Annotated in this window: 15 protein-coding genes; 13 read left to right on the top strand and 2 right to left on the bottom strand. The window is 58.0% G+C overall.

The genetic code is table 11. The features are described from left to right. The first annotated feature begins 2 nt into the window (after positions 1-2). Together ACQE3D_RS14810 and ACQE3D_RS14805 are read left to right on the top strand one after the other, a co-directional pair. Positions 3-3,137 (top strand): MdtB/MuxB family multidrug efflux RND transporter permease subunit, encoded by a 3,135-nt coding sequence (locus tag ACQE3D_RS14810; RefSeq protein WP_313729917.1) that lies wholly within the window; start codon positions 3-5, stop codon positions 3,135-3,137. Between the two features lies 1 nt (position 3,138). Then, a complete protein-coding gene (locus tag ACQE3D_RS14805; RefSeq protein WP_313729918.1) occupies positions 3,139-6,243 on the top strand; it encodes an efflux RND transporter permease subunit in 3,105 nt (1,034 codons plus the stop codon). Between the two features lie 252 nt (positions 6,244-6,495). On the opposite strand, the gene ACQE3D_RS14800 is transcribed toward ACQE3D_RS14805, so the two are convergent. Next, positions 6,496-9,201 (bottom strand): cation-translocating P-type ATPase, encoded by a 2,706-nt coding sequence (locus ACQE3D_RS14800; protein WP_313729919.1) that lies wholly within the window; start codon positions 9,199-9,201, stop codon positions 6,496-6,498. A 165-nt stretch (positions 9,202-9,366) separates the two neighbouring features. Here ACQE3D_RS14800 and ACQE3D_RS14795 point away from each other — a divergent pair, with 165 nt between their 5' ends. The 4 genes from ACQE3D_RS14795 (at position 9,367) to ACQE3D_RS14780 (ending at position 15,148) form a co-directional block, all read left to right on the top strand. Beyond that, the gene (locus tag ACQE3D_RS14795) at positions 9,367-10,557 is read left to right on the top strand and encodes a hypothetical protein (protein WP_281020723.1); all 1,191 of its coding nucleotides are present in this window, start codon (positions 9,367-9,369) and stop codon (positions 10,555-10,557) included. Positions 10,558-10,591: 34 nt separating this feature from the next. Continuing rightward, positions 10,592-11,557 carry a magnesium/cobalt transporter CorA gene (corA, locus tag ACQE3D_RS14790; protein WP_168029847.1) on the top strand — a complete coding sequence of 322 codons (966 nt, stop codon included), beginning with the start codon at positions 10,592-10,594 and terminating at the stop codon, positions 11,555-11,557. Between the two features lie 129 nt (positions 11,558-11,686). Next, positions 11,687-12,136 carry a hypothetical protein gene (locus tag ACQE3D_RS14785; RefSeq protein ID WP_071157896.1) on the top strand — a complete coding sequence of 150 codons (450 nt, stop codon included), beginning with the start codon at positions 11,687-11,689 and terminating at the stop codon, positions 12,134-12,136. Between the two features lie 768 nt (positions 12,137-12,904). Then, the gene (locus ACQE3D_RS14780) at positions 12,905-15,148 is read left to right on the top strand and encodes a PKD domain-containing protein (RefSeq protein WP_313729920.1); all 2,244 of its coding nucleotides are present in this window, start codon (positions 12,905-12,907) and stop codon (positions 15,146-15,148) included. A gap of 116 nt (positions 15,149-15,264) precedes the next feature. On the opposite strand, the gene ACQE3D_RS14775 is transcribed toward ACQE3D_RS14780, so the two are convergent. Continuing rightward, on the bottom strand, positions 15,265-16,059 hold the full coding sequence (locus tag ACQE3D_RS14775) for a zinc-dependent peptidase (RefSeq protein ID WP_313729921.1): 795 nt from the start codon (positions 16,057-16,059) through the stop codon (positions 15,265-15,267). Between the two features lie 256 nt (positions 16,060-16,315). Here ACQE3D_RS14775 and ACQE3D_RS14770 point away from each other — a divergent pair, with 256 nt between their 5' ends. From ACQE3D_RS14770 to ACQE3D_RS14740, 7 genes are all read left to right on the top strand, one after another. Beyond that, positions 16,316-17,350, top strand: a complete 1,035-nt coding sequence (locus ACQE3D_RS14770) for a PIG-L family deacetylase (RefSeq protein WP_168029585.1) — start codon at positions 16,316-16,318, stop codon at positions 17,348-17,350. A gap of 538 nt (positions 17,351-17,888) precedes the next feature. Next, entirely contained in the window at positions 17,889-20,306 is a 2,418-nt protein-coding gene (locus ACQE3D_RS14765) for an N-6 DNA methylase (protein WP_313729922.1), read from the top strand. 169 nt (positions 20,307-20,475) lie between these two features. Beyond that, complete coding sequence (locus tag ACQE3D_RS14760) at positions 20,476-20,694, top strand: hypothetical protein (RefSeq protein ID WP_313729923.1); 219 nt, start codon at positions 20,476-20,478, stop codon at positions 20,692-20,694. After that, a complete protein-coding gene (locus tag ACQE3D_RS14755; RefSeq protein ID WP_313729924.1) occupies positions 20,684-21,100 on the top strand; it encodes a PIN domain-containing protein in 417 nt (138 codons plus the stop codon). The genes ACQE3D_RS14760 and ACQE3D_RS14755 overlap by 11 nt, the downstream gene beginning before the upstream one ends. Before the next feature lie 84 nt (positions 21,101-21,184). Continuing rightward, positions 21,185-22,501, top strand: a complete 1,317-nt coding sequence (locus tag ACQE3D_RS14750; RefSeq protein ID WP_313729925.1) for a restriction endonuclease subunit S — start codon at positions 21,185-21,187, stop codon at positions 22,499-22,501. Between the two features lie 2,052 nt (positions 22,502-24,553). Then, positions 24,554-24,850: a GIY-YIG nuclease family protein gene (locus ACQE3D_RS14745; RefSeq protein ID WP_064027491.1), complete on the top strand. Its 297-nt coding sequence runs from the start codon at positions 24,554-24,556 to the stop codon at positions 24,848-24,850. Positions 24,851-24,883: 33 nt separating this feature from the next. Then, a complete protein-coding gene (locus ACQE3D_RS14740) occupies positions 24,884-25,087 on the top strand; it encodes a hypothetical protein (RefSeq protein WP_313729926.1) in 204 nt (67 codons plus the stop codon). The last annotated feature ends 85 nt before the right edge of the window (positions 25,088-25,172 follow it).

The raw sequence follows: 25,172 nt of genomic DNA, 5'->3' as shown, positions 1-25,172 counted from the left end.
CCATGAGTTTCAGCGATCCCGGCAAGGCGGGCTTCAATCCGTCCCGACTGTTCATTCTGCGGCCGGTCGCCACCTCGTTGCTGATGGTGGCGCTGTTGCTGGTCGGCGTGTTGGCCTACCGGCTGCTGCCGGTCTCGGCGCTGCCGCAGGTCGATTATCCGACGATACAGGTCACCACGTTGTATCCCGGCGCCAGTCCGGAAGTGATGACCGCGATCGTCACCGCGCCGCTGGAACGGCAATTCGGCCAGATGCCGGGCCTGACCCAAATGACCTCGACCAGTTCCGGCGGCGCCTCGGTCATCACGCTGCAATTCAATCTGAGTCTGGACCTGGACGTGGCCGAGCAAACCGTGCAAGCCGCGATCAATGCCGCCAACAATTTCCTGCCCAGCGACCTGCCGCAAGCGCCGATCTACAGCAAGGTCAATCCAGCCGACACGCCGATCATGACCTTGGCGGTCAGCGCCGAATCCATGCCTTTGTTCAAGGTCGAAGACCTGGTAGACACCCGCCTGGCGCAGAAGATCGCCCAATTGCCCGGCGTCGGCATGGTCAGCATCAGCGGCGGGCAAAGGCCGGCGGTGCGGATTCAGGCCAACCACAAAGCACTGGCGGCCTACGGCATCAGCCTGGAAGACGTACGCACCGCCATCGCCGCCGCCAACGTCAGCCAGCCCAAGGGCTCGATCAACGGCCCAACCCGCGCCGCAACGATAGACAGCAACGACCAGCTGCGCTCGGCCGCCGAGTACCGCGATCTGGTGGTGACTTACAAAAACGGTGCACCGGTGAAATTGACCGATGTCGCCAGCGTGATCGACGGCGCCGAGAATGTCCGGTTGGCGGCCTGGGCCAACGACAAGGCCGCGATCATCGTCAACATTCAGCGCCAGCCCGGCGCCAACGTGATCGAGGTGGTAGACCGCATCCAGGCCTTGCTGCCCAAGCTGCAAGCCTCACTGCCGAGTGGCGTCGAAGTCGACGCGCTGACCGACCGCACCGTGACGATCCGCGCGTCGGTCCACGACGTACAATTCGAATTGCTGCTGGCCGTGGCCCTGGTGGTGATGGTGATTTTTCTGTTCCTGCGCAACATTCCGGCGACCATCATCCCCGGCGTCGCGGTGCCGCTATCGCTGGTGGGCACCTTCGCGGCGATGTATCTGGCCGAATTCAGTATCAACAACCTGACCTTGATGGCGCTGACCATCGCCACCGGCTTTGTCGTGGACGATGCGATCGTCGTCATCGAAAACATCTCGCGCTATATCGAGCGCGGCGAATCGCCTCTGAAAGCCGCATTGAAAGGCTCCGAGCAAATTGGCTTTACGATTATTTCGCTGACCTTCTCGCTGGTCGCGGTGTTGATTCCGCTGCTGTTTATGTCCGACGTGGTCGGCCGGCTGTTTCGGGAATTCGCCATCACGCTGGCGGTGGCGATTTTAATTTCCGCCGTGGTGTCGTTGACCCTGACGCCGATGATGTGCGCCAAGCTATTACGGCCCGGCGCAGTTCATCAACACCAAAATGAAATCAGCGACGACTGGTTCGAGCGGCTGATTAAACTCTACGGGCGCAGCCTGAGCTGGGTGATGCAACGCCAAACGGCGACTTTGCTGGTATTTTTCGCCACCGTGGTCCTGACCGCCGCGCTGTACGTCTGGATACCCAAAGGCTTTTTCCCCAGTCAGGACACCGGCATCATTCAAGGATTTTCCGAAGCGCCGCAGACCGTGTCGTTTCAAGCCCTGGCCGAACAACAACGGAAGCTGGCGCAACGCATCCTGGAAGACCCGGCGGTCGAGAATTTGTCGTCTTTCATCGGTGTGGACGGCATCAACGCCACCCCGAACAGCGGCCGGTTTTTGATTAATCTAAAACCGCACGACCAACGGCCGCCGGCCCGCGAAATTATCGCCCGTCTGAAAGACCGATTGGCCGATTTGCCCGGCATTCAATTGTATTTGCAACCGGTGCAGGATTTGACGATGGAAAACCGCGTCACTCGCACCCAATATCAATTTACGTTGGAAGGCGCCGATCTGGATGATTTGAACCGCTGGACTGGCAAATTGGTAGACCAGCTGCAAGGTCGGCCGGAATTCGCCGATGTGGTCAGCGACGTACTCGACCAGGGCCGGCAGGTGTTCGTCAACATCGACCGAGCCACCGCCAGCCGGTTGGGCGTCAGCACCGCCGCGATCGACAATGCGCTGTACAGCGCTTACGGCCAGCGCTTGGTTTCGACGATATTCACCCAGGCGAACCAATACCGGGTCGTGTTGGAAGTCGATCCGGCCGAACAAACCAGTCCGCAAGCCCTCAACGAGTTGCGGGTACCATCCAGCAACGGCAGCCAAGTGCCGCTGTCGGCCATCGCCGAATTGTCCGAGCGGCCCACCACGTTGGCGATCAATCATCTCGACCAGTATCCGGTCGCCACGGTATCGTTCAATCTGGCGTCGGGCTATGCGCTCGGCGATGCGGTGAACGCCGTCGAAGCCGCCAAGAGCCAAATCGAATTGCCGCTGGCGATCCGTAGCGAATACCAAGGCGCCGCCCAGGCCTTCAAGGCTTCGCTGAATAACACGCTATGGCTGATCCTGGCGGCGATCGTGACCGTGTACATCGTGCTGGGCGTGCTGTACGAAAGCTACATTCATCCGCTGACAATATTGTCCACGCTGCCCTCGGCCGGGGTCGGCGCTTTGCTGGCCCTGCAGCTGTCCGACGGCGATCTGGGGATTATCGGCATCATCGGCATTATTTTGCTGATCGGCATCGTCAAGAAAAACGCCATCATGATGATCGACTTTGCGCTGGAAGCCGAGCGCCATCAGGGGCTGCCGCCGGACCAGGCGATTTACCAAGCCTGCTTGCTGCGCTTCCGGCCGATTCTGATGACCACGCTGGCCGCGCTGCTGGGTGCCTTGCCGTTGATGCTGGGCAACGGCGTCGGTTCGGAATTGCGCCACCCGCTGGGTATTACGATGGTCGGCGGCCTGCTGCTCAGCCAATTGCTGACCTTATACACCACCCCGGTGATTTATCTGGCGATGGATAAGCTGGCGCGGCGGGTCAAAACCGCTCTAGGAGTAGAGTCCGGCGACGCCGTCGAACAGGACCTGCATTGAGATGAATCTGTCCGCGCTATTCATCCGCCGCCCAGTCGCCACCACCTTGCTGACCGTCGCCATCAGCCTGTGCGGGGTTTTAGCGTTTTTGAATCTGCCGGTTTCGTCGCTGCCGCAGGTGGACTTTCCGACCGTTGCGGTGCAGGCGCAATTGCCCGGCGCCAACGCCGAAACCATGGCCGCGACGGTCGCCACGCCGCTGGAGCGTGCGTTAGGACGCATCGCCGGCGTCACCGAAATGACCTCCAACAGTTCGCAAGGCTCGACTTCGATTACGCTGCAGTTTGATTTAAACCGCGACATCGACGGCGCCTGCCGCGACGTGCAGGCCGCGATCAACGCCGCCGCCAGCATGCTGCCCAGCGGCATGCCCAACCGGCCCAGTTATCGGCGCGACAATCCGTCCGATTCGCCGATTCTGATCCTGGCGCTGACCTCGGACAGCTTCACGCGCGGCCAGATGTACGATTCCGCGTCGACGATTTTGCTGCAAAAAATTTCGCAAATTCCCGGTATCGGCCAAGTGCAAATCGGCGGCGCGACCCTACCGGCGGTGCGGGTGGAACTGAATCCCAATGCCTTGAGCAAATACGGCATCGGTTTGGACGACGTGCGCAACACCATCGCCCAAACCAACATCACCCGGCCCAAGGGCGTGTTGGAAAGTGCAGACACCCGCTGGCAAATCCAGGCTAACGATCAGGCCCGCGCCGCCGCCGAATATCTGCCGCTGATCGTTGCTTACCGTAACGGCGCGCCAGTGCGCATCGCCGACCTGGGCGAAGCGGTCGATTCGGTCGAGGATTTGCGCAATGTCGGCCTGAAAAACGGCAAACCCTCGGTGTTGCTGATCATCCGCAAACAACCCTTGGCCAATGTGATCCAAACCGTCGATCAAGTGCTGGCGGTGTTGCCGCAACTCAAGGCCGCTTTGCCCAGCAATATCGAACTGTCGGTGGTGGTGGATAGATCGTTGTCGATTCGGGCGTCTATCCGGGAAGTCGAGCATGGCTTGTTCGTCGCGGTGGTCCTGGTGATTTTGGTGGTGCTGGTATTTCTGCGTAATCCGCGTTCGGCGGCGGTGCCGATCGTCGCGGTACCGGCTTCGCTGCTGGGTTCCTGCGCGGTGATGTACTTCTGCGGTTTTAGCGTCAACAACTTGACCTTGATGGCCTTGACCATCGCCACCGGCTTTGTCGTGGACGATGCGATTGTGGTGGTCGAAAACACCAACCGGCATATCGAGGCCGGCATCGCACCGTTCAAGGCCGCGCTGCTGGCCGCCAAGGAAGTGAGCTTCACGGTGTTGGCGATGAGCGTGTCGCTGGTCGCGGTGTTTCTGCCGATTCTATTGATGGGCGGCGTGCCGGGCCGGCTGTTTCGTGAATTCGCGGTGACTTTATCGGCCGCGGTGCTGGTTTCGCTGCTGATCTCGTTGACCACCACGCCGATGTTGTGCGCGCGCTGGCTGGGCAAGGAGCCAACGGAACACGGACCGATCTATCGCGGTATCGGCGCGGCCTTCGATTGGGTGCAGGACAATTATCGCATCAGCCTAAGCTGGGCCTTGCGTCATGGTCGGATCATGCTGAGCCTGTTGCTGGCGACGATAGGCTTGAATTTTTATTTATACGGCGCCATCGACAAAGGTTTTTTCCCTACCCAGGACGGCGGCCGTTTGTTGGGCGAGATACAAACCGACCAAAACACCTCGTTTCAAACGCTGCAAAAGCAGTTTGGGCAAATCTCCGAGATTTTGCTGAAAGACCCCGCGGTCACCAATGTCGCCGGCTTTGCCGGTAGTTCGCAAAGCAGCAATAGCGCGCGGGTGTTTATCACGTTGAAGCCGCACGGGGAGCGCGAAGCTATCGAGATCGTGATGGACCGATTGCGCAAGGCGGCCGGCCGAATCCCCGGCGCCAATTTGCATATGTTTCCGGCCCAGGAGCTGCGCATCGGCGGGCGGATGTCCTTCGGTTTAATCGACTATACCTTGCAAGCCGACGATCTGGCCTTGTTGAAAGAATGGACGCCCAAGGTCCAGGCCGCCTTGGCCCGCTTGCCCGAACTGACCGATGTCAACAGCAGTCAGCAGGACAAGGGCGAGCAAATCGGCTTGACCGTCAACCGCGATCTGGCCGCGCGTTACGGCGTCAGCCAGGCCCTGATCGACAACAGCTTGAACAGCGCCTTCGGTCAGCGGCAAGTGTCGGTGATTTACAATCCGCTCAACCAATACCGGGTGATCATGGAATTGGCGCCGCAATATTGGCAATCGACGGACAGTCTGAAACAACTGTATATCAGCGCGCCGGCCCAGAGCGGCATTGCCGGCACCGGTCGGCCGCGCCAAGTGCCGCTGTCGGCGCTAGCCAGTTTCGCGCCGAGCAACGCGCCGCTGTCGGTACGCCATCAAGGCCAGTTCGCGGTCAGCGATCTGTCGTTCAATCTAAAACCCGGCGTGGCAATGTCCGGAGCCAGCGCGGCGATCGATCACGCCTTACGCGACATCGGCTTGCCGGCGGCCGTTACCGGCAGTTTTCAAGGTTCCGGCAAAGCCTTTCAGGACGCGTTGCGCAATCAACCCTGGCTCATTTTGGCGGCGCTGATCAGCATTTACATTGTGCTCGGTGTGCTTTACGAAAGCCTGGTGCATCCGTTGACTATACTGTCCACGCTGCCGTCGGCCGGCGTCGGCGCGTTGTTGGCTCTGATGGTTTGCGGTAAGGAGTTCAGCATCGTTGCGCTGATCGGCGTGATTTTGTTGATCGGCATCGTCAAGAAAAACGCGATCATGATGATTGATTTTGCGCTGCTGGCCGAGCGCGAGCGCGGCCTGGATTCGCGGGAAGCGATCTTTCAAGCGTGCATGCTACGCTTCAGACCGATCCTGATGACGACGTTGGCCGCGCTGTTCGGCGCGTTGCCCTTGGTCTTAGGTAGCGGTTACGGCGCGGAACTGCGCCAGCCGCTGGGCATCGCTATCGTCGGCGGCCTGATATTCAGCCAACTATTGACCTTATACACGACGCCGGTGGTTTATTTATATCTGGATCGGTTTCGGCTCCGGATGCTACGGCTCGGCACAACGCCATTGCCAGCCTGACGCACACGGGGCCGCGTGACTTGACCTGGTCGCCTGCGCGCGACTCAGGGATCAAGATCATGCCGATAGCCGGGCATTTCCAGCGTTTTGTCCCGGCCGGCCGCTCCGACCAAGCTAAATCGGCCCGGCGCCGCCACCCGCCTCTGCTCGGAGGAGAGTCGCGGCGCCTTGATGGAACGCATTTAGATCGTTTCGCCGAGTTGCATGCCGAACCGCCAGGGAAAGGGTGCGCATGAGGCCGTCAACGTCGAATTAACACCGCCGGCTTCGGCGGAGCACAGGCGATTTAACGTGACGCGGAAACGGCGCGAAGCGGCGCACCAGCCATTTACGCAATTCTTCGCAGATTAGCAGGCCCAGCGCGAACGGCAGCGTGAACAGCCAGACTTCGTGGCCGAGCGGCGCGGTGCCGAACAACAGATTGCCCCACGGCGTGTAGACGATGGCGAGGATCAGCGCAATCTCCGCGCCGACGCCGGCCAGTATTAGCCGGTTGTCCAGCAGGGGCGTGGCCAGCAGGCCGCGCTGGCGTTGCTTGCACAGAAACACGTTGGCGATTTGCATCACAATGATCGCGGTCAGGCAGGCGGTCGTGGCCCGCAGGTACAGCGGATCGTGGCGCGGCAGGCTGGCGCCGTAGTCCCAGCCGGCAGCGTTCAGCACGAAGAAAAACGCCGCCATTGCCGCCGCGGCTTCCAGCAAGCCGAGAAATCCGTAAGCTCGGGCCAGCAGGCGCCAGTCGATCAATGACTCCTGGCTCGAGCGCGGAGGCTTGCGCATTGCCGCCGCATCGGGTTTCTCGACGCCCAGCCCCAAGGCCGGCAGCATGTCGGTGCCCAGATCGACCGCCAGAATTTGCAGGATGGTCAACGGCAGCGGAATCTTGAACAGCACGAAGGCCAGGTAGGGAATCACTTCCGGGACGTTGGAGGTTAGGATGTAGGTCAAGAATTTGCGAATGTTGTCGAACACCGCGCGGCCTTCTTCGATCGCGGCGACGATGCTGGCGAAATTGTCGTCCAGCAAAATCATGTCGGCGGCCTCCTTGGCGACGTCGGTGCCCGCCAGGCCCATCGCGATGCCGATGTCGGCCTTCTTCAAGGCCGGCGCGTCGTTGACGCCGTCACCGGTCACCGCGACCACTTGCCGCTTCCGCTGCAACGCTTCGACGATGTGCATTTTCTGATCGGCGCCTACCCTGGCGAACACAATTTCCGGCGCATCCAAGGCCAATTGCAATTGGCTGGGCGTGAGTTTTTTCAGCCGGTCGCCGGTGATGACCTTGGGATGGTCGGATTGCACCAGACCGATTTGGCGGGCGATCGCGACCGCCGTGTGCGGATGGTCGCCGGTGACCATGATGACTTTGATCCCGGCGATCCGGCATTGGGTTATGGCGTCGGCGACTTCCGGGCGCGGCGGATCTTCCAGGCCGACCAGGCCGCTGAAGATCATCGCCGCTTCAGGGTCGGCGCCAGCGCTGTCGGTCAGTGGGCGGTGGGCTAGGGCCAGTACCCGCAAGCCTTGATCGGCCATGGTCTGCAAGGCGTCCTGGAGTGTGCGGCGGCCGGCGTCGTCCAGCGGCAGAATCTGATCGGCGACGGCGATTTGCGAGCACAGCGGTAGCACCATTTCCAGCGCGCCCTTGCAATACAGCCGCTTGCCGGCCGGGGTATCATGCAGCGTGGACATGCGCTTGCGGTCGGTGTCGAACGGCACTTCGCCGATTTTGGGATAGGCCACGCGCATGCCTTGGTCGTGAGCCAAATTGACCAGCGCCACTTCCATCGGGTCGCCGAGCAAGTGCTGGCCTTCGACGCGTTTCAGATCGTGACATAGGGCCGCGCAGGCCAGGAACTCGGCATGGTGTCGCAGGCTGTCGCGGCCCAATTCGTCCGGCCGACAGTGGCGATTGTCCAGAAATAGTTGTTTGACCGCCATTCGGTTCTGGGTCAGCGTGCCGGTTTTATCGGTGCAGATGACCGTGGTCGAGCCCAGGGTTTCCACAGACGGCAAATTGCGGATCAAGGCGTTGCGCTTGGCCATGCGCTGGGTGGCCATTGCCAAGGCCAGTGTCACGGTCGGCAGTAGGCCTTCCGGTACGTTGGCGACGATGATGCCGATCGCGAACATGAAATTTTCCCAGAAGCTCAGGCCGATGGCCTGGCCGATCAGAAAAAATGCCGCGCCCAGCAACAGCGCCAGTAGCGCGACGAAGCGGCTCAGCCGAGCGATCTGGCGTTGCAACGGCGATTGGCCCTTGATCGTGGTTTTCAGTGTGTGGGCGATTTTGCCGAATTCGGTGTGCATGCCGGTGGCGAACACCACGGCCTTGGCCTCGCCGGAGACCACCGATGTGCCGGCCAGCAGAATGTTACGGCTTTGCGCCAGGTCTTCGGCCGCCGACGGTAGAGCGTCGCGGCCCTTGGGTAGGGATTCGCCGGTGATGGTCGAGTTATTCACCCGCAGGTTGAAAGCCTCCAGCAGTCGGCAATCGGCCGGGACGTTGTCGCCCTCCTGCAAGACCAGCACGTCGCCGGGCACCAGTTCGTCCGCGAGAATTCGGCACAGCGCGCCGTCGCGGACTACCTTGACCTGGTTCGGCAATAATTTGCGTAGCGCGGCAATGGCCTGCTCGGCCTGGACGCGCTGCCAAAACGAGAAGCAGCCGTTGATCGCGATCACGCCCAATATTGCGTAACCCAGCGTCGCCATGCCTTCGCCGGGTTGTTGGGACTCGGCGAAGAAGGCCAGACCGGCCGCCAGCCAGAGTATCAGCGCGAAGAAGTGTAAAAACTCCCCTGCAAACAACAGCCACTGCGATTTTTTTCGGGTTTCTTCGAGACGGTTGAAACCAAACTCGCGCAAGCGGCCTTCAATTGTCGTATCGGCTAGGCCGTTGGGGCCCGAACCGAGACTGTCGAGGGCTTCCTCGGGCGTTAGGTGGTGAATTTTCATGGTAGCTTCGTGCGGTCGGCTAGCGTGTCGTTTAGTTTAGCGGTGGCCGAGTGATTCCGGATGGTAAATGTCGGCGACGACGCTGCTCGGGATCGGGCATTGCTGATAAAATGAACGGTCTGAGAGTGCGAGTTCGCGGTAGGATGACGTTTTGAGGAAGCAAACATGTGGAGCGGCTACGGGATGACCGGCGGGCGCAGGGCGTTGGCGGCGGGGTTGGCGTTGAGCTTGGCGGGATGCGTTTCGCCGCCGGCCCTGGACAGGGCCGTCATCGAGTACGATAAGGCAACTAACGACGTGTTGGCGAAGCAGTTGCTGCTAAACATCGCCCGCGCCCATCAACACCAACCGCTGCATTTCACCGGCGTATCCAATATCGCCGCCACCTTCAATTTCCAGCTTAATGCCGGCGCCACGCCTGCGCTGACCGGACCGACCGGCTCTCTGTTGACGCCGGTGTTCGGCGGCAGCCTGTCCGAGAATCCGACCATTAGCATCGTACCGATCGAAGGCGAGGAATTCACCCGCCGCTTGTTGACGCCGTTTCAGGAAAGCAAGCTGACGATGTTGCTCAGGCAAGGCGTGGACGTGGATTTGTTACTGCGCCTGTTGGCCGGCGAGCTGCGCTTGTCCGGCGGAGATCAAGCCGGCATCCATCGCAACTTGCCTGCGGACGCCGATGGTTATCGGGTATTTCGCCAGGCCGTGTTGCATTTATCGTCGATTCAGGACCGTCATCGCTTGTTCGTCGAGCCGTTGTTGTTCGAACGTAGTTGGACTTTGCCGGCCGATGCGTTGCCGGCCGAACAACTGGCGGCGCTCGAAAAAAACTACCAAGTGACTTTCGATCCGGCGCGTAAACAACTGACATTGACCAAGCGCGAGGTCGGCCGGATCGTGCTGACCAATTACGATCCGGCTACCTTAAGCAACGAGGAACGGATGCGTTTGCAGCAGGAAGCCGAGCAGGGCGCCGACAACGATGTCAGTGTCGATATTCGTCCCGGATTTCCGGGTGGCGAGTGGCCGTTGCACGGCGTGTTCCGCTTGCGCAGTTTTCACAACGTATTGAATTTCGTCGGCCAAACCTTGGGCGATATGCCCGAATATTCGGTGGCCCGCCATCCGGCCACGCCGGAAGTTCGCGAAAATCCGGCGGAGACGCTGGCCTTGACGGTGGGCGACGAGCCCGACGACGATCTGAGCGTGCGCTTGGGCGACCGTTACTATTCGCTTCGCCCTGAAACCGGCTATCAATGGAACCGGGAAGGCTTTCGGCTGCTCTGTCAGATTTTTCAAATGACGATGACCCAGTTCGCCCAATCCGGGGCTCCCGTCATCACGATTTCCAAATAAGGGGAAGCCTTTGGCCGAATCCATCGATAGCAGCATGATTATGAAATGCGTGGCCTACCACAACGGCGTCAGCGTCGGCGAGGTGTCGATTCCGGACATTAGCGAAGTGATCCGGCAGGATCAGACCTTCGTGTGGTTGGGCTTGCGCGAAACCAATTCGGCCTTGTTGGCCGAGTTGCAACAAGAGTTCGGTTTGCACGATTTGGCAATCGAAGATGCCTGCGCCGCTCACCAACGACCGAAAATCGAGGAATACGCCGATTCGTTGTTCATCGTGCTGCATACGGCCAGACTGGTCGACGACAAAGTGGAATTCGGCGAAACCCACTTGTTCATGGGGGCGAAATTTCTGGTGACGGTGCGGCACGGTTCGTCGCTGAGTCACGCCAAGGTGCGCGGGCGTTGCGAGGCGATGCCGCAGCAATTGGCGAAGGGACCGGGGTTTGCGCTGTATTCGATCATGGATTTTATCGTCGATAACTATGTCCCGGTGATCGACGGCTTGCAACAGCGCTTCGAGGTACTGGAGTCGGCGATTTTCGAGCAACGGCCCAGTCGGCAGACCATGGAAGGCTTGTACGAACTAAAGCGCGAGCTGTTGATGCTGGAAGCGGCGATCACGCCGGTGATCGACATCTGCAACGAATTGATGCGCTTTCATAACGGCTTGATACCGAAGGACGTGCGGTTTTATTTTCGCGACATCGCCGACCATATCAAGCGCATAGACCGATCGATTCAAGGCATGCGCGAGATGCTGATCGCAGCGATGCAGGTTCACCTGACCTTCGAAACCGTGCGGCAGAACGAAGTGGTCAAAGGTCTGGCCGGTTGGGGGGCGATTCTGGCGATCCCGACGATGGTGTTCAGTTGGTACGGTATGAACTTCCGCCACATGCCGGAACTGGAGTGGACCTTTAGTTACCCGTTGGTGCTGGGCGGCGTGGCCTTGAGTAGCTTGCTGCTGTATTGGCGCTTGAAGCGGTCCGGCTGGTTGTGAGTCGTGTTCGTAAGGACCAAATTATAGAGATGATGGATAGCCGATGCCCTAATTGAATGTTTGTTTTTAAATCCCTCAACTGTTTCAACCATCAAAAACCGGCGAATGGCGCCACGGAAACACCATACAATGAAGTTTAGCGTTTTAGTTAGAAGACTCTCCCACCCCCAAGTCAGACGCCGCTTGAAGATCGGCTTGTCGATCTGGGCAATCGCGATAGCCGTGAGTGTTGTCGCCAAACTGGCCTATGACATCGGCTATTTCAAGGCACAGTCGATGATAGACGAAAAAAATGCGGCGGCCCCGGCCACTCGCTCGGTATTGACGCTGGAATACGCACAGCGGATCGTATCCGGCGCGTTGAACGAAGACCCGAATAATCCGAAAACCGTCGTAAGTCAGGTAGTCGATAATAACCCCAGGCTGGCGACGATTGTCGTGGAAAACAATAAGCAAAAGAAAATCGCCTGGATATTCGAGATGCGTTTGTTTTTTGTCGGCGATTTGCTCAACGACCAGGGTTATAACCTGACCGAAGCCATCGAACGTCAGCAGGATATGTACCGGAATAATCGCTGATCGGCGCGGCTTGCGGGCGATCAACACGCCTGGACGGCGAGTGTTGGAACCCCGTGCAGACGGATAGCCCAAACTCCTATCAGCGAGCGTGAATGCCGAGGGCCGTTGGTGGAGCGGCGTCTTTCGGCGCTGAACGACAGTCTCACGGAATTCGAAGTGGAATAGGGCATTTTCTCGGCGTAAACGCTATCGGACACCGTTCTTGTATGGCGAGGCGGCAGCGTTCGTGATGCGGGCGAAAAGATTATCGCAATCGTCGAACGCGGCGGCTTTTAAAATCGCGAATCGGAACTACGCTTCATTTTCTAAACCGGCTCCAAGATCCAGGCTAGCCGAATCGGCCGCGTTGGGCTATAACCTGTCTGTCGTCAAATTTCCCTATAACCGGTGTGCCAGAGACACTCGAATTTGAGTAGGCTAGCTAGCCAAGAATCGACGGCGTTAACTCAATAATCTTTTTACCGCTCCAAGTCGCGCGAGGTTTATTGCCAAGCTTCTAATGCAAATTCCGGATCACCAGGGATATGCGTTTCGATAGTTCAGCTTAAAACAAACACATACTCCCTACTGGCGGTCAGCTTTTTCGATTAATTTTTGTCGCAAGGATTTTGGTCTTGATGCGCCGCGTGATTCGCACTCATCGACTGGATCTTGCTCATACTTTGGAAGTCGATTATGAATACAAAACTATTTGTTGCCACGGCCGCTCTCACGACTATTGTAGGGTGTGCCGTCACTCCCGACCAGACCGCTCAGACGGAAGGCGACGTGAGCCAGTCGTATCCGCCCGCCGGTACCGGTAGTCTCTTGAAAGAGACACTGTATTTCTCTAATCAGGACGATGCGGCTAAAGCTTTGGTCGGCTACAACTATGTCTTGACTTTGCTTTCGAATGGCCGAGTACAGGCCATCGTCACCGGTTTGAACGGTTCCGGTCTCGAAAATCCGTTGAGCGTGGTTAAGGCGAACTCGCAAAAATCGTTGGCCAACATTGGCGATTTGCCGTCGTCGGACGAAACCGAATCGCCGTTTCCGCAAATCTCGTTGAAGGAGAAGCTCAACGGCCAGGCCGCCGTCGACGCCCTAGGTGACAATCTGGCCTTGGTGGCCAAGGCCTATGGGATGTCCGCCGAACGCTTGGAGAATATTTTAAAAAGCGACCAGACCGCTTGGATCGATCAAGGCGGCCGCTTGCTATACATAGAGTCGGATATCCAGCCCGACCCCAAGCAGGGTGCCGGCGAGACCGCGACCGCCGATAGCGCCGACGCGGCGATGGCGGAGGGAAGCGGCAGTACTTACGCCGCGATCGCCGCCTCGACGACCGATCCGTTCACGCTGCACAGCAAACCCGATTCCAATCGCGTCATTTACCTGGATTTCAACGGTCATCAGGCCATCAACACCACTTGGTACAACGGTACGTTGACTGCTCAGGCCTATGATACGGATGGCAATCCCAATGGATTCAGCACCACGGAGTTGAACAACATCCGCGAAATCTGGCAACGCGTGGCGGAAGACTACGCGCCGTTCGACGTGGATGTGACGACGCAAGAGCCGGCGGCCGATGCGATGCAACGCCTTACCAGTAGCGACACTCAATACGGCACCCGCGCGGTCATCACTCGATCGATGCCGGAACTGTGCGGCCAGGTCTGCGGTGGCGTTGCTTATGTCAACGTCTTTTCGTCTTATTCGTCCACTTCGCCCAACCGCTATCAACCGGCTTGGGCTTTCTTCGATAAATTGGGTAACGGCAACCCCAAATATGTGGCCGAGGCGGTATCTCACGAAGTTGGCCACAATCTGAGTCTCTACCACGACGGCACCGCCAGTGTCGGTTACTATTCGGGGCACGGCAGCGGCGCCACCGGTTGGGCGCCGCTGATGGGGGTCGGTTATTACAAACCCGTTTCGCAATGGAGTAAGGGCGAATACCCTGGGGCGAATAACGCTCAGGACGACCTTGCGGTCATTAGTGCGGCGGGTGCTCCGATTCGTGTCGACGATTTTCCGGACAGCATGGCCTCGGCCGCGCCTTTGTCGGGCGATCCCACCTCGGTGGTTCAAACCGGCATTATCGAACGCAATACCGACCTGGATGTCTTCACTTTTTACACCGATGGCGGCGACGTTCAGTTCAATGCGGCCTCGGGTTCGGTGGCCGGTAATTTGGATATTGCTCTGAAATTGTTCGATGCTTCCGGTAAGTCGGTCAGCGAGGTAAATCCGGTCGATAGTCTGTCGGCGTCGCTGAGCGCTACCTTGAACGCGGGTCAATATTTCCTGCAAATCGATGGCGTCGGTAAAGGCGACTTGACGACCGGCTATTCGGATTACGCTAGCCTTGGCCAGTACCAGATTACCGGTAGTTATCCGAAAAACGTCGTGAAACTGATCCCGCCGACGGCCGTCATTTCAGCATTACCGACCGCGAGCGATGCGCCGTCCAAGGTAACATTCAATGGTACGGGCTCTAGCGACCCGGACGGCACCATCGTCGGTTATGATTGGAATTACGGCGACGGAAGTACGAATGGCAGTACCGCCAGTGTCGATCATACCTACGGAACTCCGGGCAACTATACTGCCACGCTGACGGTGACCGATAACGTCGGCTTAAAAAACAGCGCCACGCAATCGATCAATGTCGCTCAGGCGCCGGTAAACGTCAGCATGAAAGTCTCGAACACCGCGATAATCCGCAGATTGTTGACGGGTGGCAAATCGGAGTGTTTGGCCAAAGTGACCGTCAAGTATGGCGAAGCTACATTGGCTAACGCCACGGTGAACGGCTCGTGGAGTTGTTCGGCGAAAACCAGTACCGGTAACATTTCCAAAACCTGGGCTAAATCCGCCGTGACCGGTTCCACCGGTATCGCCAGTATCAGCAGTTCCAGCCTGCCCACCAGCAGCTCCGGAACCTGTGCCTACACCGTTAGCAACGTCGTCAAAAACGGTTATACCTACGACGGCAGCGGCCAGGTGGCGGCGAGTTTTACTTGGTAAGCTAACATTTCCTGTTGTAACGGAAGGCGCGGTTATCCGCGCCTTCTTTTTTTGCGCGGTCGAATGGATTTCCATCGGTTTCGGATGAGCCTGCAACGCGCTTCCGGTCGGGGGGCTTAACGATGGTCGATGTTTTGCTGTCGATCGCGACGCCGATGAGGCTGTTGGCGGTAATAGAGGCTCAGTTGTCGGAACACCGCCGGACAATGTTCCAATAGAATCGCAGGTGTGCAGAAGAACGCTTCACTAAACACCGCGAAGCATTCGGCTGGATCGGTGGCCGCGTAAGGATCGATCCAGCTCGAAATCGGCAACTCGGGATACTGGCGCAATTGGCGGAAGGCAGCGGATAACGCGGTCGTCCACTCGCTCACCGACATATCGGCGTGCAGCGGCGGCATACCGTTGCCGACCCCATTGCGCATATCCAGCTTGTGGGCGATCTCGTGAACGATTACGTTTTGTCCGGATTCCGGATATTCGATGTCTTCCAGGATTTCTTGCCAGGACAATATCAGCGGTCCCGCCGACCAAGCTTCCCCGGTCAGAATTCGCTGTTCTTGATGTACGATGCCGGCGTCGTCGACGTCTTCATGCGCCACGACGAAGGCGTCGGGATAAACCACGACATCCAACCAGCCGTACAGCAGAGCCAAGCCCAAATACAAAACCGGCAGGCAGCACTGTGCCGCGATGACGATGCGCATGTTGGTATTTAGATCAATATCCACGCCGACCAGGTTTTTTTCGCGGAGAAACAACGAGCTCATCACCCGTAAGCGGGCCAGTTCGATTGGCGTCAGTCCTTGCAGTAAAGGTAACTCAGCGGTGGCTTGGGTCCAGGTTTGGAAGGGAATGGCGTGGCCGCGTAGCCGATAACGTCGATAGGCGCGTTTGAATCGGTTTCTCATCAGGTCGTCGCGGTGGTGGTGATGGCCGAATAGCGGGTTCGTCCCGAACGGTTGATAGCAACCAATCTGGCGGATATTTCAACCGGGTCGGATGCAAACCGGATTTAGTCGGCCACAATTGCAGCCGGTCGCGGTGCCGGCATGGTTTGGCACGGTCTTCGCTGGTCTCCAGTCGAGGCGGATTATAGCCCGGTCCGTGTTGACGGGCCGAGCGGACACATTTCAACCGGGTCTATTTTGGAAGCAGGAGCAGCGTATGCGGCAGTCTGATCGTGTTTGGCATCTTATGTTTTTTTGGCTTTCCGTTGCGGTGGCATTACCGGCCGCCGCCGCGCCGGAGCAAGCGCTGGACGTGGGTAGGGGGGAGCGCCTGCTCATATTGGCGCCGCATCCCGACGATGAAAGCTTGAGCGCCGCCGGTCTGGCGCAACGAGTATTCGCCAACGGCGGCAGTGTCCGTAGCGTCGTCGTGACATCGGGTGACGCCTACGTCGATGCCGTGGTTCAGCAAACCGGCAAGCGCAAGCCGTCCGCGGCCGATTTTCTGGCGTTCGGCGAACGTCGCCTGGACGAATCGCGGCGCGCGGCCCAAGTGTTGGGCAAGGGTTTTCTGCATCTGGACTTGTTGGGCTTCTCGGACGGCAGCATCTACTCGGCACTGGTGTCGCATTGGCGGCGCAACCAGCCGATGCGCTCGGACTTCACCGGCTTCGACCATGTGCCTTACAGCGAAGCGGTCGATAGAGGCTACGCGCAAGACGGCCAGGACTTACTCAGCGAACTGGTGGCGATCTTGCGCGAGACCCGGCCGACCATGATAGCCTTCCCGGATGTGATGGAAAACGACTCGGATCACGCTGGTCTGGGTATGTTCACGTTGCTGGCTGTGCGCGATTGGCTGGCGCGCGAACCCTCGCAAAACATTCATCCGAAAATGCTGGCGTACTTGATCCATTGGCGTCCCGGATGGCCGACCGGCTCGAATTGGGGGATCGCTCAGGACTGGAGCGGGCAACCCATGCAACTGCCCGACGATTTGCCGCTGCGCGGACATCACCGGGTGTGTTTGAATTTGATGCCCGCCGAAGTGGCGACCAAGCGTCAAGCCATGGCGGAATATCAAACTCAGCAATTGATCATGGGCGACTTTCTGGCGTCCTTTGTGCGCAGCAGCGAGTGTTTCACCCAGCTGCAAACCGGCGATACCCAACGGATAGAAAATGTCGTCGAACATTGGCGCCATGTCCGCAAAGCCTTCGATAGTCACCCGCTGACTCGGCGAAAAATCTAGTTCGCGCTCGGATTGGCGTGACGCCGCGCCGATCCGAGCAATTTGGCGCGGCAGCGGTTCTTTGCCTTCATCTTCAGGGCTTGTCGCGTTCAGCCGATAGAGTCATCCGCTCGAACGGCTTGCCGTGGCGGTGCATAGCTTCGAACGGCGCGGTGTTCGCGGCGGCCGCCGCCGATCTCTCTCGGTTTTCGGCCGGATATTCTCCGCTTCTGCCGCCTGGAGGCTAAACTTCCACGCTTCGCTAGGCCCGCTGGACTTGGATAGTCGCCGGCTTTCCTTTACATCGCGGTACGTTCCCAGTACCGTAATCCGGATGGGCAACAGACCGGCCGGCTACCAAAGCCGCCAAGCCGACGTTTCGCATCGATTCGGCGTTAAAACCAGCGCTGCGCCTGGCCGCCGAACGCGAGCATCGCTTTCTGGCTAACAGGGTGGAAGTGCTGATTCACGGCTTTTGCGGCTAATACGGCATCGCCGTTCCCAGCCAATCGACTAACCCCAATAACCAAGACTAAACACGCCACACCATCACCGATTCATGGCTATTAAAAAATCCGATCTTTATTCCTCGCTGTGGGCCTCGTGCGACCAATTGCGCGGCGGCATGGACGCCAGTCAGTACAAGGACTACGTGCTGTTCATGCTGTTCATCAAATACATCACCGACAAATACGCCGACAGCGACGACTTCGTGCCGCCGGTGGCGATTCCGCCCGGCGCCAGCTTCAAGGACATGATCGCCCTCAAAGGCAAATCCGACATCGGCGACAAGATCAACACCCAAATCATAGCGCCACTGGTCAATGCTAACTCCCGTTTGGCGCTTAGCGATTTCCCCAATTTCAACGATCCCAACAAACTCGGCGAAGGCAAGGACATGGTGGAGAAGCTCTCCAACCTGATCGGCATTTTCCAAAAGCCCGAGCTGGATTTCTCCAAGAACCGCGCCGAGCACGACGACATTCTCGGCGACGCCTATGAGTACCTGATGCGCCACTTCGCCACCGAAAGCGGCAAGAGCAAAGGCCAGTTTTATACGCCGTCGGAAGTCAGCCGGGTCATCGCCAAAGTGATCGGCATCTCGCCGGAAAACGCCAAAGGCTCGACGATGGCTTACGACCCGACTTGCGGCTCCGGCTCCTTGCTGCTAAAAGTCGCCGCCGAAGCCGGCAAACACATCACCCTGGAAGGTCAGGAAAAGGACGTGACCACCGCCGGTCTGGCGCGGATGAACATGATCCTGCACGACTTCCCGACCGCCACCATCCTGTCCGGCAACACGCTGGCCTCGCCCAAGTTCAAAGATGGCGAGCAACTGCGCACTTACGATTACGTGGTCGCCAATCCGCCGTTTTCCGACAAGACCTGGAGCACCGGCCTGACGCCGGGCGACGATGCTTACCAGCGCTTTGTTTGGGGCGAGCCGCCGGCCAAACAAGGCGACTACGCCTATTTGCTGCACATCATCCGCAGCCTGAAAGCCAATGGCAAAGCCGCCTGCATTCTGCCGCACGGCGTATTGTTTCGCGGCAATGCCGAAGCGGTGATCCGCCAACAGTTAGTGCGCTCGGGTTATTTGAAAGGCATCATCGGTCTGCCGGCCAACCTGTTTTACGGCACCGGCATCCCGGCCTGCATTTTGGTCATCGATAAAGAAAACGCCACCGCCCGCAAAGGCGTGTTCATGATCGACGCCAGCAAGGGCTATATCAAGGACGGCAACAAAAACCGCCTGCGCGAGCAGGACATCCACAAAATCGTCGACACCTTCGGCAAGCAAGCCGACGTACCGCGCTATGCGCGGATGGTGCCGCTCGACGAAATCGCCGATCCGAAAAACGACTTCAACCTGAACTTGCCGCGCTACATCGACAGCAGCGAGCCGGAAGATATTCAAGACATAGCCGGCCACCTGAACGGCGGCATCCCCGAGCGCGACCTGGATGCACTAGCCGATTACTGGCAAGTGTTGCCCGGTGTGCGCGCCAGCTTGTTCGCCGTGCTGCGCCCCGGCTATACGCAATTGACGCTGCCGCTGGCCGAGGTCAAACCCGCCATCTTCGGCCACGCCGAATTCACCGCCTTCAACGCCCAAGCCAGCGCACGCTTTCAACATTGGCGCGACGCCGTCACGCCGCTACTGACCGGCTTTGGCAAAGACGGCCATCCCAAAGCATTGATCGAAACCATCGCCGAAGACTTGTTGAATACCTTCAAGCCTGCGCCGCTGCTGGATGCCTACGACATCTACCAGCACCTGATGGACTACTGGGCCGAAACCATGCAGGACGATTGCTATCTGATCGCCGCCGACGGCTGGGTCGCCCAACCCACACGCATCGTCGAAACCGACAAAAAAGGTAAAACCAAGGACAAAGGCTGGGTTTGCGATTTGCTCCCCAAGCCCCTCATCGTCGCCCGCTACTTTGCCGACGAACAGGCCGCCATTGAGGCCAAACAAGCCGAACTGGAAGCCGCCATCGCCAGCCTAGCCGAGCTGGAAGAAGAACACGGCGGCGAAGACGCCATCTTTTCCGGATACGACAACATCAATGCCGCCGCCGTTAAAGACCGGATCAAGGAAATTGGTAAGGATTCGGATGGTGCCGAAGAGTTAAAAGTGTTGAAACAATGGCTGGAATTTGGCAACCAGATCGGCGTGTTGAAAAAACAAATCAGGGAAGCCGAAGCCGCGCTCGACCAAAAGGCCTATGAAAAATACCCGACGTTGAGCGAAGCCGAAATCAAAACGCTGGTGATCGACGACAAGTGGATGGCGCATCTGTCCACCGCCGTACAGGGCGAACTGGACCGGGTTTCGCAGACTCTGACCCGTCGCATCCGCCAACTGGCCGAACGCTATGCCGCGCCACTGCCGCAGTTGGAAGACGAGGTAAGCAAACTGGCGAGCAAAGTCGAGCGACATCTCACCAGGATGGGCATCACATGGAAATGAATCCTCCCAACGGCACAATAAGTCAGACACTGTCCGACCAATTGCGTTGGTCATATCCGGTCGAATGCCTCAAAATCCAGCACACTTTGGTTTGTGCTCGCTACGCACGCCAAATCACCGACCAAGACGTATTCAAGCCAAAATTGAAAACCTTATCGAGGACAATGCCATGCAAGTCGTATTAACAAAAGAACTGGTGATGGATAGCTCACATGGTGTTTCATTAGCCGACCTGCCCATTGCCACCGGCGAAAAATTCACCATCATAGTGCTTAAAGATAGCGACGCCGGCAGCCAGCAAGCCGCAGAGCGCAGAACAGCCTACGCCCATCGCTTCGCAGTCGAGGATATCGAACTGCTCGCCAGAGACGATTTGTATGCGCGTTAACAGCTTTATCGATACCAACATCTGGGTGTACGCGCATTTTCAGCACAGTCATGAAAAATGCGCTATTGCGTTGGAATTGATCGAGACCTTGCCGGAATTGGTAGGCAGTACCCAAGTGCTCAATGAGTACTACAGCGTGATGCTGAAAAAGAAAGTCAACGACAGGCTGATTCAAGACAATATCGAGGTCATCATTTCGATTGCAGCCATCCAGACCATTCAAGTCACCACGATACGTTTCGCCCATCGGCTCAAAGTGAAATATGGTTTTTCCTATTGGGACAGTTTAATTGTCGCCAGCGCCTTGGAAGCCGATTGTCGACAGCTTTATTCCGAAGACCTGCAACACGGTCAGGTGATCGAAGACCGCTTGACCGTCATTAATCCTTTCGTGAACCTCCAGTAACCGGAAGAATGGAACGTATGGCATGGAAATCAACCGTCTGTCCAATGTTCAACGGTTCGCCGATGCCGAGGAGCATGCAAAGCCATGAGTAGTCAACCAACAAACCATGCCGAGGCGGTCAACGAGGCCAGCGCGGCTTATCGCTTGCAGGCTGGTAAGGCGGCTTTGCGTAGGCCGGGGTACAAGATGACGGAGGTGGGGGTTATTCCGGTGGATTGGGATGCTGTATTCTTGGATGATGTCACAACCCATATTGGCGATGGATTGCATGGAACACCGGCTTATTCGTCCAATGGAGAGTATTTCTTCATCAACGGCAACAACCTGAATGGCGGCAAGATAATTGTCACGACCGACACAAAATTGGTTGATCACGCGGATTTCGTCAAATACCGGAAACCACTCAGCGATAGATCAATACTTCTGTCGATCAATGGTACCGTCGGCAATCTTGGATTGTATGAAGGTGAACCCGTAGTTCTAGGGAAGAGCGCGGCCTATTTGAACTTGAAGCCGGCAGTTTCTAAGCGGTTTGTCTATCACTCTCTTCAGACATTAATTGTAAAGCGACAATTCTTTGATGGGTTGACTGGATCGACTATTGGCAACTTAGGCTTGGCTACCATTCGAAAAACACAAATCCCTCTCCCTCCCACCGACACTGAACAACGTGCCATCGCGGCGGCGTTGAGCGATGTGGATGCGCTGCTGGACGGGTTGGAGCGGCTGATCGCCAAGAAGCGCGACCTTAAACAGGCCGCGATGCAACAACTCCTCACCGGCCAAACTCGCTTGGCGGGGTTTAGTGGGGAATGGGAGATGAAGCGGTTGACGGAGCTTGCAGATATTCGCAGCGGAGGAACGCCAAGTACCGCTGTTCCGCAGTTCTGGGATGGAGAGATTCCATGGAGCACCCCGACGGACATAACCGCACTTGGTGGACGCAAATATCTGTGCCACACCAACCGCATGATTACGCTGCGTGGACTGAAATCGAGTTCTGCGGAAATGATTCCGGCCTATTCAATTGTGATGACTTCGCGAGCCACTATTGGCGAATGCGCCATAAACACAGTTCCGGTTTCAACCAATCAAGGCTTTAAGAATTTCGTGCCGTTCGAGAAGACAGACGTGGAGTTTCTGTATTACCTGCTCACGATGCAGAAATCAGGATTTATAAGCCTTTGCGGCGGCAGCACTTTTCTGGAAATCGGCAAAGCGCAGCTCGCCGTGTATCAGGTTAGGCTCCCAAGAACGAAGGCCGAACAAACCGCCATCGCCGCCATCCTCTCCGACATGGACGCCGAACTCGCCGCGCTGGAAGCCCGCCGCGACAAAACCCGCGCGCTGAAAGAGGGCATGATGCAGGAACTGCTGACCGGCAGGACGAGGCTGCTATGACCACGCCACCCGTCGTTCCGGCAGGGATTGCCGGAACCCAGATTACAGGGAGGTAAACGCCAAAACCTTCCGTGGCTTCTGGACCCCGGCAATCCCTGCCGGGGTGACGGTGTAAATTGCCACTTACCGGCATTTGAGTATACCGGTGCTTAGCCCGCCGCGAAAAAACCCGCGCCCTCAAACAGGACATGATGCAAGAACTGTTGACCGGCCAGACCAGGCTGCTATGACCACGCCACACCGTCGTTCCGGCAGGGATTGCCGGAACCCAGATTACAAGGAGGTAAACGCCAAAGCCCTCCGTGGCTTCTGGACCCCGGCATTCCCTGCCGGGGTGACGGCGCCGCGAGCCACTTTACGGTACTGAAGTTTAACGCAGCCGTCTGCCCGCCGCGACAAAACCCGCGCCCTCAAGCAGGGCATGATGCAAGAACTGCTGACCGGCAGGACGAGGCTGCTATGACCACGCCACCCGTCGTTCCGGCAGGGATTGCCGGAACCCAGATTACAGGGAGGTAAACGCCAAAACCCTCCGTGGCTTCTGGACCCCGGCAATCCCTGCCGGGGTGACGGCGCCGCGAGCCACTTTACGGTACTGAAGTTTAACGCAGCCGTCTGCCCGCCGCGACAAAACCCGCGCCCTCAAACAGGACATGACGCAAGAACTGTTGACCGGCCAGACCAGGCCGCTATGACCAAGCCACCCGTCGTTCCGGCAGGGATTGCCGGAACCCAGATTACAGGGAGGTAAACGCCAAAACCCTCCGTGGCTTCTGGACCCCGGCATTCCCTGCCGGGGTGACGCCGCCGCGAGCCACTTTACGGTACTGAAGTTTAACGCAGCCGTCTGCCCGCCGCGACAAAACCCGCGCCCTCAAACAGGACATGACGCAAGAACTGTTGACCGGCCAGACCAGGCCGCTATGACCAAGCCACCCGTCGTTCCGGCAGGGATTGCCGGAACCCAGATTACAGGGAGGTAAACGCCAAAACCCTCCGTGGCTTCTGGACCCCGGCATTCCCTGCCGGGGTGACGCCGCCGCGAGCCACTTTACGGTACTGAAGTTTAACGCAGCCGCCCGCCCGCCTTGACAAAACCCGCGCCCTGAAACAGGGCATGATGCAGGAATTGCTGACCGGCAAGACGAGGTTGCTATGACCACGCCACCCGTCGTTCCGGCAGGGATTGCCGGAACCCAGATTACAGGGATGTAAACGCCAAAACCCTCCGTGGCTTCCGGACCCCGGCAATCCCTGCCGGGGTGACGGCGCCGCGAGCCACTTTACGGTACTGAAGTTTAACGCAGCCGTCTGCCCGCCGCGACAAAACCCGCGCCCTCAAACAGGGCATGATGCAGGAACTGTTGACCGGCCAGACCAGGCCGCTATGACCACGCCACCCGTCGTTCCGGCAGGGATTGCCGGAACCCAGATTACAGGGAGGTAAACGCCAAAACCCTCCGTGGCTTCTGGACCCCGGCAATCCCTGCCGGGGTGACGGTGTAAATTGCCACTTACCGGCATTTGAGTATACCGGTGCTTAGCCCGCCGCGACAAAACCCGCGCTCTCAAACAGGGCATGATGCAGGAACTGTTGACCGGCAAGACCAGGCTGCTATGACCACGCCACCCGTCGTTCCGGCAGGGATTGCCGGAACCCAGATTACAGGGAGGTAAACGCCAAAACCCTCCGTGGCTTCTGGACCCCAGCAATCCCTGCCGGGGTGACGGCGCCGCGAGCCACTTTACGGTACTGAAGTTTAACGCAGCCGTCTGCCCGCCGCGACAAAACCCGCGCCCTGAAACAGGGCATGATGCAGGAACTGTTGACCGGCAGGACGAGGCTGCTATGGCCACGCCACCCGTCGTTCCGGCAGGGATTGCCGGAACCCAGATTACAGGGAGGTAAACGCCAAAACCCTCCGTGGCTTCTGGACCCCAGCAATCCCTGCCGGGGTGACGCTGCAATTATTGCGGTATTTGCGTTAAAGTTTGTCGGCGCTGTTTTTGGCGGGATCAAAGTCAGCAGGTCAAACTGAAAATCATGCAAAAATGGATAAACAACCCTGTGTTTATATAATGGCCAGTCAACGAAACGGGACGCTTTACATTGGCGTGACTTCGAATTTGATTGGGCGTGTTTACCAACATAAAACCGATATGGCCGAAGGCTTCACCAAACGCTATGGAGCGCACCTGCTGGTTTGGTATGAGGTGCACGACAGGATGGAGAGTGCCATATTGCGGGAAAAGCAGTTAAAGAATTGGTCGCGAGCCGCTAAAAAACGGCTGATTGAGCAAGCCAATCCGAGCTGGCAGGATTTGTGGCACGACTTAGCCTCAGCATAATAGATTTTTTAGTTTAAGCGTTTGCGAGGCCCAATGATGAACACGATTCCCGCCAAAGAGAAACAACTTCTGGATTGCCTGACGGCAGCGGTTGGTGAAGCGTTAGAACGCAAACGCCGCCTGGGTCAGTATGCCGTGGTCTGGAAAGACGGCAAACCGGCGCTGATTGGTGATGATGCACCGAGCCTACTGCCAGTGCAGTCGGTTGCTGAAAGTGCGGGTGAAAACGCCGGCTAAAACGCTGGTGAAAATACCAAGTCCGATTTTTATAACCGTTGTCGAAAAAACGCTGGCGAAATTGCAACCACAAACCGACAGGCAA

Source organism: Methylomonas sp. MS20, assembly GCF_050275925.1.
Lineage (GTDB): Bacteria > Pseudomonadota > Gammaproteobacteria > Methylococcales > Methylomonadaceae > Methylomonas > Methylomonas koyamae_A.
The sequence above is the reverse complement of the archived record's forward strand: the minus strand, read 5'-3'. Positions and strand labels throughout refer to the sequence as shown.